This window comes from Sulfurovum sp., from assembly GCF_041551015.1.
Classification (GTDB): Bacteria; Campylobacterota; Campylobacteria; order Campylobacterales; family Sulfurovaceae; genus Sulfurovum.
Map to the genome: position 1 here is coordinate 1 of NZ_JBFENQ010000063.1, position 9,661 is coordinate 9,661.

General features: G+C 36.4%; 13 protein-coding genes. 7 read left to right on the forward strand and 6 right to left on the reverse strand.

The features are described from left to right. A partial coding sequence (gene glnS, locus ABZC96_RS05490; protein WP_373029657.1) for a glutamine--tRNA ligase occupies positions 1-987 on the reverse strand: 987 nt, incomplete at its 3' end. A 227-nt stretch (positions 988-1,214) separates the two neighbouring features. Here glnS and gltX point away from each other — a divergent pair. Genes gltX through ABZC96_RS05505 form a run of 3 tightly spaced genes read left to right on the forward strand, consistent with a single transcriptional unit; the run spans position 1,215 to position 4,078 of the window. Beyond that, a complete protein-coding gene (gene gltX / locus ABZC96_RS05495; RefSeq protein ID WP_373029658.1) occupies positions 1,215-2,525 on the forward strand; it encodes a glutamate--tRNA ligase in 1,311 nt (436 codons plus the stop codon). Then, positions 2,522-2,797, forward strand: a complete 276-nt coding sequence (locus ABZC96_RS05500) for a YggT family protein (RefSeq protein WP_373029660.1) — start codon at positions 2,522-2,524, stop codon at positions 2,795-2,797. Before gltX ends, ABZC96_RS05500 begins: the two co-directional genes overlap by 4 nt. A gap of 3 nt (positions 2,798-2,800) precedes the next feature. After that, positions 2,801-4,078, forward strand: a complete 1,278-nt coding sequence (locus ABZC96_RS05505) for a transglycosylase SLT domain-containing protein (RefSeq protein WP_373029662.1) — start codon at positions 2,801-2,803, stop codon at positions 4,076-4,078. 18 nt (positions 4,079-4,096) lie between these two features. On the opposite strand, the gene ABZC96_RS05510 is transcribed toward ABZC96_RS05505, so the two are convergent. Beyond that, positions 4,097-4,615 (reverse strand): hypothetical protein, encoded by a 519-nt coding sequence (locus ABZC96_RS05510; protein ID WP_373029663.1) that lies wholly within the window; start codon positions 4,613-4,615, stop codon positions 4,097-4,099. A gap of 92 nt (positions 4,616-4,707) precedes the next feature. Here ABZC96_RS05510 and mobB point away from each other — a divergent pair, with 92 nt between their 5' ends. From mobB to ABZC96_RS05525, 3 genes are read left to right on the forward strand one after another with little or no spacing between them, the layout of a single operon-like run. Further along, positions 4,708-5,205, forward strand: coding sequence for a molybdopterin-guanine dinucleotide biosynthesis protein B (gene mobB / locus ABZC96_RS05515; RefSeq protein ID WP_373029664.1), 498 nt, complete (start codon positions 4,708-4,710; stop codon positions 5,203-5,205). 17 nt (positions 5,206-5,222) lie between these two features. After that, positions 5,223-6,074, forward strand: coding sequence for a class 1 fructose-bisphosphatase (locus ABZC96_RS05520; protein ID WP_373029666.1), 852 nt, complete (start codon positions 5,223-5,225; stop codon positions 6,072-6,074). Then, on the forward strand, positions 6,074-6,271 hold the full coding sequence (locus ABZC96_RS05525; protein WP_373029668.1) for a hypothetical protein: 198 nt from the start codon (positions 6,074-6,076) through the stop codon (positions 6,269-6,271). Before ABZC96_RS05520 ends, ABZC96_RS05525 begins: the two co-directional genes overlap by 1 nt. Before the next feature lie 99 nt (positions 6,272-6,370). Here the strand turns inward: ABZC96_RS05525 and ABZC96_RS05530 are convergent, their stop codons facing one another. From ABZC96_RS05530 to ABZC96_RS05545, 4 genes are all read right to left on the reverse strand, one after another. After that, positions 6,371-7,498, reverse strand: coding sequence for an HD domain-containing phosphohydrolase (locus tag ABZC96_RS05530; protein WP_373029669.1), 1,128 nt, complete (start codon positions 7,496-7,498; stop codon positions 6,371-6,373). Between the two features lie 98 nt (positions 7,499-7,596). After that, the gene (locus tag ABZC96_RS05535) at positions 7,597-7,842 is read right to left on the reverse strand and encodes a GIY-YIG nuclease family protein (RefSeq protein ID WP_373029671.1); all 246 of its coding nucleotides are present in this window, start codon (positions 7,840-7,842) and stop codon (positions 7,597-7,599) included. Between the two features lie 120 nt (positions 7,843-7,962). Beyond that, complete coding sequence (locus ABZC96_RS05540) at positions 7,963-8,292, reverse strand: cytochrome c (protein WP_373029673.1); 330 nt, start codon at positions 8,290-8,292, stop codon at positions 7,963-7,965. A 99-nt stretch (positions 8,293-8,391) separates the two neighbouring features. Beyond that, positions 8,392-8,907, reverse strand: coding sequence for a hypothetical protein (locus ABZC96_RS05545; protein ID WP_373029674.1), 516 nt, complete (start codon positions 8,905-8,907; stop codon positions 8,392-8,394). Here ABZC96_RS05545 and ABZC96_RS05550 point away from each other — a divergent pair. Beyond that, a partial coding sequence (locus tag ABZC96_RS05550) for a class I tRNA ligase family protein (RefSeq protein ID WP_373029675.1) occupies positions 8,906-9,661 on the forward strand: 756 nt, incomplete at its 3' end. The two genes, ABZC96_RS05545 and ABZC96_RS05550, sit on opposite strands and share 2 nt — an antisense overlap.

Below are 9,661 nucleotides of genomic sequence, written 5' to 3' on the forward strand. Positions count from 1 at the left end.
GATACAAAACTCAAGTTGTGAAACATCCACCGTTGAGTTTGCTTTAGCTATACCTATTTGATCACAGAAGTTTATAATAGACTCTGGAGTATAACCTCTTCTTCTGTATCCGGCAATTGTTGGCATACGAGGGTCATCCCAGCCGCTAACCTTTTCTTCATTCACTAATTCTAAAAGCTTTCTTTTACTCATAACTGTGTAGTTGACAGCGAGCCTTGCAAACTCATGCTGATAAGGGCGTGGTGATTTAAGTCCAAGTGTATCTAATACCCAATCATAAATATCACGGTTGTTTTCAAACTCTAGTGTACAGATAGAGTGAGTAATACCCTCAATATAGTCAGACAAGCAGTGACCAAAATCATACATTGGGTAAATATGCCACTTATCTCCTGCTCTATAATGGTGGGCATGTCTAATACGATATAAAAGTGGATCTCTCATTTTCATATTAGCTGCACTCATATCAATTTTGGCTCGAAGAATATGTTCACCATCTTTAAATTCACCGTTTTTCATTCGTTCAAAAAGGTCTAGGTTTTCTTCAACACTACGTTCGGCGTATTTACTTCTTTTCCCTGCTTCTGTAACCGTTCCACGATATTCACGTATCTCTTCTTCACTTAGACTATCAACATATGCCTTATCCATTTTAATAAGTTCAACAGCATAATCGTATAGTTTAGGGAAATAGTCGGAAGTATAACGTACACTATTATCCCATTCAAATCCAAGCCACTCTACTGCATCTTTGAGAGCCTCAACATATTTTGTGTCTTCTGTAGTTGGATTGGTATCATCCATTCTAAGGTTGCAGCGACCATGATAGTCACGTGCAATACCAAAGTTGATGCAGATAGATTTAGCATGTCCAATGTGTGGAAAGCCATTAGGCTCTGGAGGAAATCTTGTATGAACCTCTTTATATTTGCCTGATCCTAAGTCCTCTTCAACTATAGTACGTAAAAAATCTTTGCTCTCACTCATTATTATTAAACCTTTTATTTTAAAGTTGTATTTTATCTAATTAGAGCTTATTGCATCTTAGATAAAGCGTTTTGGCTACTTATATAGAAAAATTGAGGCTTGAGCAACAAGAGAAGTTCTCCAAAGTAAAAAAGCTATAGCTAATGCTACTTCTCTTTAAAATACTTATAACTTAAATCCACTATAATAACACTCTTAATAAACTCACAACTTTTGGAGTATGATAAATGCTTAGATTTGCCCCATCACCGACCGGTGATATGGATATAGAAAACCTACGTGTAGCAATATTTAACTACATGGTAGCTAAACAAAAAGATGTCAACTTCATTGTACGTATAGAAGATATGGATAAAGAGCGAAACATCACTGGTAAAGATACTGAGATCATGGAGATCCTTGAGAAGTTTGCGCTTCCTCACGACAGCGTCTCTCACCAGAGTGACAACCTCCATATACACCAGACATTGGCGATAAGGCTCCTTGAAGAGAAAAAGGCATTTGTCTGTACCTGTACCCCTGAGCAGCTTGATGCTGATAGAGAAAAGGCTAAGAACAACAAAGTCATTTATAGATACAGTGGACGGTGTTCTTATGTAGGTGCAGAAGAGCTAAAGAAACTCAAAGAAGATAAGATACCATTTGTCGTGCGTATTAAGACTCCAGATGCACCGATAGTCAACCATGATCTTATCAAGGGAGATATTGAAACTGTCGCCAATGAAGTAGACTCTTTTGTCATTTTAAAAACTGACGGAACACCAAGTTATAACTTTGCTTGTGCCTGTGATGATATGATCTCAGGGATCAGTCTCATCATCCGTAGTGAGGACCACCTCTCAAATACACCGAAACAAACACACATCAAAACACTTCTTGGCTATGATCAGGAGACAGACTATGCACATCTGCCTATCATGCTCGACACAGAAGGTAAGAAAATGGATATGCTTGATGAAGCCAGCTCAGTCAAGTGGCTCTTTGAACAGGGATTCATACCCGATGCGATCGCCAACTACCTGATCCTCCTTGGCAACAACACACCAACAGAGATCTTTACCATGCCTGAGGCATTGGAGTGGTTTGATCTAAGCAAACTTTCCAAGTCACCTGTAAAGTTTGACATAGATAAACTCCGTTTTATCAACCGAGAACACCTTAAACGTATTGATGACAAACTTCTTTCTACACTCTTTGGTTTTGCAGATGAACAGATCGGAAAATTGGCCAAGCTGTACCTTGAAGAAGAAGCAAGTACGATCAACGAACTTGAATCGAAGATCAAATCTATCTTTGCACCTAAAAATTTTGAAGGTGAATGGAGTGCCCAGATGCACACGATGGAAGACATCATTCAAAATGCTCCTATGATAGATGACTTTAACGAATTTAAAGCACATATCATGAAAGAGAGCGGACTGCAAGGAAAGGATTTCTTTCACCCGCTGAGACTCATTCTAACAGGTGCAGAGCATGGACCTGAACTTTCCCAGATCTATCCACTTATCAAACCATACTTATTGGAGGTAGCATCATGAATGCACTTATTTACGCCATCGTACAAACCTTACATACCGTCATAAATCTATATATCTGGATAGTGATCATCGCTGCACTACTGAGTTTTGTTCGACCTGATCCCTATAACCCAGTAGTCCAGATACTTCACCGTTTAACAGAACCTGTAATGAGCTTTATCAGACGTAAGATGCCATTTGTTGTATTTTCAGGTATTGATCTCTCACCACTGGTTGTGATCTTAGGTCTGCAATTGATCGATAACTTTATGATGCGTGCTGTACTGGGGTAATAGATGAAGGTGAAGTTTCTTATTCTTACATCACTTCTTGTACTCACCATGGGTGCAACTGCTCTGAATGCAAAAAAATTTACCTACGAACAAATACATAAAATGCCAACGAGTATAGAAAAAGATTATTATATCTGGCGTTTTCTTTCGCAAAACACCACTACAGCAGCTGAAGCCCAAAAAATCATCTATGAAGCAAGCATGCTCAATACGAAGCTTCGTACAGCCTATAACAATAGAACTGGATTAACTGTTGAACTCCCAAAAATAACAGCAACCGGGGAAACAAACAAAAACTGGAGAAGAAGAAGCAAAGCCCATAAAAGTTTCAAGCATGGGCTTGCTCTGATGCAGCAAAAAAAACCTAAGCAGGCTGTAGATTATTTTGAGGATGCTCGAGAAAACTATGTGCAGCGCTATGACATAGACAAATCTCTCTTCTGGCTCTATCTGAGTACAAAAGATGATGAGTACATAAAACTTTTACGTGACAGCTGTCATGTCAATATCTATACGTTAATGGCAGCTGACACTATAAACGGAAAATATCCTAAAACTATTACGGAATCCCTTTGGAAAAATAGTACATGGGGATTTAATATCGAAGATCCTATCGATTGGGCAAAAGTAAAACAAAAAATGTATTCTGGTGTTGACTTGAATGATCTGGCAGATGATCACAAATCCCAGGAGACTATCGGTATTTATACCTATTTGAAAGCCAAAGCCTGTAACTATACAGAATCTTACTTTCCTATGCCCTACCGTGAAACTATGAAACATATGACCCCAGAACGTCAGGCACTGATCTATGCTATCGCCCGACAAGAGAGCCGCTTTGTACCTGCTTCCGTGTCACGTTCTTTTGCATTGGGCATGATGCAGTTCATGCCATTTCTTATCGAACATGTGGCCAAAGAAAAAGGAGAACAGATAGATCTGGATGACATATTTAATCCCTATAAAGCTATAGAATATGCGGATTTCCATCTTGATTATCTTACCTCATACCTTTATCATCCTCTTTTCATAGCATATGCTTACAATGCAGGTATAGGTTTTACAAGAAGACATATCACAAACAAACGTAACTTCAGAAGAGGACCTTATGAACCCTATATGAGTATGGAAAAAATGGAAAACCATGAAGCCAGAGAGTATGGGAAAAAAGTACTGGCGAATTATGTCATTTATTTGAATAAACTAGGGGTAGCAACACGCATCTTTCCACTCTTAAAAGTTCTTGCCTCACCTTCTGAAACAGATAAATTTAGAAAGTAAAACGAAAAACACTTACTATTAAAAAGCTTCTTTATTCAAGACATATTTCGCCACTTTGGCGAAGTGTAACTTACCTTTTCCGTACAAGTCACTCTCATAAAGAAGTGTGATCTTTTTATTTGACTCATGCGGAAACGTAACAAGATAATAGCTACTCCATGGAGTAACAAAAGGTAAATTTTTTAACCGTTCATCATCCAAGCCGAGTGATTTGATCTCTTTGGCTGTTTTCCCATTTAACGTCAAGGTGTTTCCTTTACCGTTTATCTTTCCGGATGCTTTATCTTCCAAATACAACCCTACGATAAAAACTTCATCTCTGGTATCATTGTTTTCAAAGTTCGGAATATAGAGATAGGTAGCGGTCAACATTGCTTTGGTGACATTGTCCTGGTAAAGTTGTGTCTTTTCTGTTTTTTGCAACTGTTTATGATAATTAACTTTTTCATTATAGGCTTGCATCAAATCTGTCTCTTGTTTTGAAGTACAGCCAAGAAGAAGAGCAATGGCAATAAACGATATACTTGATCTAACCAATATACACTCCTTGTAATTAATATAGATTTTAACATACATTCAATAAAGATTGATGTATAATTCTTTCAATCATAATGCAAGGAAATAGTGCCATGAGTAAAAGAGTTGCTGTAGCATTTACCGGTCCATCAAATAGTGGGAAAACCACCCTAGTGGAAAAAATCGCTCAAATCTTGATAAAAGAACGTAAAGTTGCCATCATAAAAAATGATCCTAAAGACAAAGCAAAGTTTGATGTAGAGGGTAAAGACAGCTACAAATTCTCACAAACAGGAGCAGAAGTGGTTATCACTTCTCCTACACGTACAACGTACTTCTCCCAAAGAGAAAAAACATTGGACGATATCGTGTCTATGATCAACGACTTTGATATCTTACTTGTGGAAGGCCTTAAAACACTCCCTCTGCCGCGTATTGCTGTCTTCAGAAACAAAATTGATGAAAGTTATTTTGTCTGCAGTGAGGCCATTGCCATTGATGACAGTATAAATATTACAAACTATACTATACCAGAGGGTGTTGATATACTTGATCTGAATAACATCACTCAGATCATTGAGTGGATCAATGTGCATGCAAAAAACATATAAGAAAAAGAGGAAAAAAGATGCTAACCATATTTGAAACCATCGAAAAAATTGCAATCAAAATAGACCATGCAATTAAAACTGAAGATCTTGGCTACAGTGACACTGAAAATACATCGGGTGAAGATCAACTTAAACTAGATGTGAAAAGTGATTACATTGTAGAAAAAGCTTTCAAAGATATTTCCATCGTAAAATCCTTAGTAAGTGAAGAGAAAGAAGGTGTGTTAGAATTACATGATGATGGTAAATACACTATCTGCTATGATCCTCTAGACGGTTCAAGTCTTGCTGATGTCAACCTCTCTGTAGGATCAATTTTTGGTATCTATGAAGGAGAGCTAAAAGCTGAAAATCTCGTAGCCTCTGCTTATGTTGTTTATGGTCCACGTATCGAACTTGTGACGGCGAGAAAAGGGAGTAAACCAAAACACTACAGAGCCCAAGAAGGACTCTTTAACTTCATCTCAGAAATCACACTGGATGAAAAAGGAAAACTCAATGCTCCAGGTGGTACACAACAAAACTGGTCTGAATACCACAAAAAATTTATAGATGGACTTTTTGCTGAAGGGTATCGTCTCAGATACTCTGGTGGTATGGTACCTGACCTTCACCAGATACTTCTAAAAGGTGGCGGGATCTTCTCCTACCCTGGTACATCAGACAAACCTGATGGTAAACTCAGACAACTTTTTGAAGTCATCCCTTTTGCTTTTATGTATGAGCAAGCCGGTGGACAAGCCATTAATGAAAAAGGTATGAGACTTATGGAACTGGTCCCAAATCACCCACACGATACTAGTCCTTGTTTCTTCGGTTCCAACTATGAAGTAACCAAACTCAGAAACGCCTACGGGATGAAAGCGTAATGTCAGAACAAATGCTCGATGAATGGCAGATAGCCCTTAAACAGAAAAAATCTGAATTAGAATCCTGTCAAGCAGAGAAGCAAGTAAAAAGCTGTATGAGTTGTGAAAAGCTTCTAGATTGTGAAGTACGTGATACTTATATCAAAGCTGTTTATGACAGTATGAGTAAAGGTGCCGGCGGCGGGTTTGAGTTTTAGTGCATTAACAGATTGTGCAATCTAAAGATGACTATAAAGATATCCTCCCTATAGATTTATTTACTCTTTTACATAGTTCGTAAAAAATCTTTTTTTCTTTTAGCCGTAACTGTCCTCTAAAAATTGCTTTTGTATTTCTTTTACCTTATCCATATTTTGAATCAAAGCATAAACACAATCTTTATCCAGTGATTCCCCAGCAAGTTCTTTAAGAGTTTCAATAGCACTTTCATTACTCCACGCTTCTTTATAGCTTCTCACACTTGTCAAAGCATCAAACACATCTGCAACAGCAACGATACGTGCTTCTAAAGGAATTTCATTACCTTTGATTCCAAAAGGATATCCTGTTCCATTAATAGCTTCATGATGGTACTCTGCTATGTTACGCAAGATATCTACATGTTCAAAATTTACGAGTGCAAAATTATTTAAAATGTCATCAATCATTTTACGTCCTTTTGTTGCATGCGTCTTCATAATACTCCTCTCTACCTCATTTAGCGGACCCGGCTTTAGCAAGATATTATCAGGAATCCCTATCTTACCGATATCATGTAAAGGTGAAAACATAAAAACATGTTCTATGTAACTGTCATTCAGTTCATATTTATCAGCTAATGCATTAGCGATGATTCGACTATAACGAGACATCCTATCCAAATGGCAACCGGTTTCAGGATCTCTTAAATGTGAAAGGTTTCCTGTTGTTTTGATAGCTGCAGTCAACGTTTGTACAGAAGTAAATTCATTGATTAGTAAAAGAGATATCATATGTCCGTAAAGGTCAAGTTGATGCAATACACTTTCATTGAAAACATCTTTTTTATTCGAGTTAAAAAAAAGAAAACCAATAAAAACACCTTCATTATATATTGGCATTGTATAGCTTGCAGCATATCCTTGCTCCTTTATCTTTTGAGTATGTTTATGTTCTCCTCGATCAAATTCAAAGAGATCATTAACAACACGAGGTTTTCCTCTTTCAACAATACTTTTCAAAGAGGGAGCGTTCTCGAGTAAGGATTGATAGTGATCCAAGGGATTGTCATCACCACTACTGTGCAAAAAGGTCTTCAAAACTTTTGTTTCAGGATCATACACTGCAATAGCAATGCGAACAATAAAAGGAAATGTTTCATTTAATGAGCGGTGTGTAGCTCTTAATTTGTCATGCAAGGAACTCTTTTGTGTGAGCTCATAAAGTGTGTCAAAATGTTCAAACACCTATTACCCTTCTTTTTAAGATTTTTTACTATAACATTTAATAAAGAATATCGTATTTTATAACTTACTTATTATTTTAAAACAATAAAAAAAAGTATTTACGATTTAATCAACTTTAACTTCTCAGTCCGACTCATCTTCTTTTTTATCTCATATTCACGTTTAGAAGCCGAACTCCTATCTGGATGTTCTTCGCTATAAACTAGGATTACAGGTCTTCTGACACGGGTATATTTTGCCCCTTTATCAGAGCCATTATGCTCTTCTATGCGACGCTCCAACTCTGTAGCGATACCAGTATAAAAAGTGTCATCAGCACACTTGACCATATAAACGAAATACATAAAAGTATTTTAGCCAAATTGTAAAGTTTTGTAGATTAAACAAAATCTTTGAAGTATGAAGTTTGTTTTTGAGGTCAACCATTCAAACAAACGTTGAATGGTCGATTAGCTAGAAATAGCTTATTTCAATGCACTGATATACTCTGCCAATGCATGTATTTGCTCTTTAGTATAATGCTGAACAAATGATTTCTTGCCATGTTGGATCATAGGATTTTTTGGTTCACAGACCGGAACATCTTCTTTACATGTGCCTGCTGCATAACTATAGAGTGCTTCCTCTATTTCATCTGTCTGCATTTGATTAATAATTTTGGATTTACCTAAAACTGTTTTATCACCATTATGTCCGTGACAACCTGAACACTTCTGTAAATAGATTGTATTTGCAGAATTTGCTGACAACATACTTGTAGTAAAAACCAAGAGCAGAATTTTTAAAATATTCATTTTCACCCCTTTAATAGATATCTATTTAATTATACTAAAGATTCAAAAAATTTAGACTTATAGTAATACATATCCCTATTTGGAAAGTGAAACGTTGTTTTAACGATCATTTTCCAAAGAATACCCTTTAAAATAGACACGTATAGGATCCAAGGAGATAAGAAACTTCTCTGAATATATTTCTGTTTTGATCAGTACATCTTTTTTTTTCAACTCGTACTCACTTACGGTTTTATAAAAGAGTGAGACGATGACTGGTCTGCTAGAGAATTTGTTACAGGCTTCAATATCTATATAGTACTCTCGTTCCATATTTTTAAATTTATAAAATTCTTTATTTCCAAACTTGTATATCTTTTTGTTGTGGGTTCGAAGCTTTTTGATCTCTTCACGTTTTTGAGTACTGAGTCTTTTTTCGTTAAGTTTGTTTAATATCTTAGCTTTTTCTTCTTCTGTATAGGGTCCTTTTTTACCGGCAAGTGCTTCATCTGCTCTTTGCTGAATAAGTCGCTCCTCATTTAATCTATCCATGATGAATTTTTTTTCTTCAGTACTATAGGTCTCTTTTTTAGAAATACTCTCTGCATTTACTATTTGAGTTGGATGTGTATCCATGTTTGTCCTTTTAGATCTCTCCAGTTCGATTCCCAATTCTTCCTATTATTATACATTAGAAATATATAATTTTATAATATCACCCATAATACAGCACTTTTTGGCTAGAATATCCATCAAATTTACTCTACAAACTCATTTGTTTAAGGAACTACAAAATATGTCTTGTCACAAAAAATCTTATATTACAACACCGATCTATTATGTTAACGACATTGCACACATTGGTCATGCATATACAACAATCATCGCAGACACACTTGCACGTTACTCTCGTATGTCAGGGTTGGAAACTTTCTTTCTTACAGGTACTGATGAACATGGTCAGAAAATAGAAGAAGCTGCAAAATTACGAGGTAAAACAACCCAGGCGTATGCAGATGAGATCTCTGCAACTTTTAAAAACCTTTGGGATGATTTTGACATCTCTTATGATAAATTTATCAGAACCACTGATGCCGACCATATGAAAGGTGTACAAAAAGCCTTTTCAGTTATGCATGAAAATGGTGACATCTACAAAGATACCTATAAAGGTCACTACTGTATCTCTTGTGAAACTTTCTTCCCTGCTATTCAACTTGTTGATGATGAGTTTTGTCCGGAGTGTGGAAAAAGCACCACTGTAGTAGAAGAAGAGAGTTACTTTTTCAGACTCTCCAAGTATCAAGATAAACTACTTCAATATTATGAAGATCACCCAAATTTCATCCTGCCTAAGAGTAAAAGAAATGAAGTAATCCGTTTTGTAGAA

Coding starts and splice junctions, on each gene's coding strand:
- gltX (WP_373029658.1), top strand. CDS start 1,215: ATGCTTAGATTTGCCCCATCACCGACCGGTGATATGGATATAGAAAAC.
- ABZC96_RS05500 (WP_373029660.1), top strand. CDS start 2,522: ATGAATGCACTTATTTACGCCATCGTACAAACCTTACATACCGTCATA.
- ABZC96_RS05505 (WP_373029662.1), top strand. CDS start 2,801: ATGAAGGTGAAGTTTCTTATTCTTACATCACTTCTTGTACTCACCATG.
- mobB (WP_373029664.1), top strand. CDS start 4,708: ATGAGTAAAAGAGTTGCTGTAGCATTTACCGGTCCATCAAATAGTGGG.
- ABZC96_RS05520 (WP_373029666.1), top strand. CDS start 5,223: ATGCTAACCATATTTGAAACCATCGAAAAAATTGCAATCAAAATAGAC.
- ABZC96_RS05525 (WP_373029668.1), top strand. CDS start 6,074: ATGTCAGAACAAATGCTCGATGAATGGCAGATAGCCCTTAAACAGAAA.
- ABZC96_RS05535 (WP_373029671.1), bottom strand. CDS start 7,842: ATGTATTTCGTTTATATGGTCAAGTGTGCTGATGACACTTTTTATACT.
- ABZC96_RS05540 (WP_373029673.1), bottom strand. CDS start 8,292: ATGAATATTTTAAAAATTCTGCTCTTGGTTTTTACTACAAGTATGTTG.
- ABZC96_RS05545 (WP_373029674.1), bottom strand. CDS start 8,907: ATGGATACACATCCAACTCAAATAGTAAATGCAGAGAGTATTTCTAAA.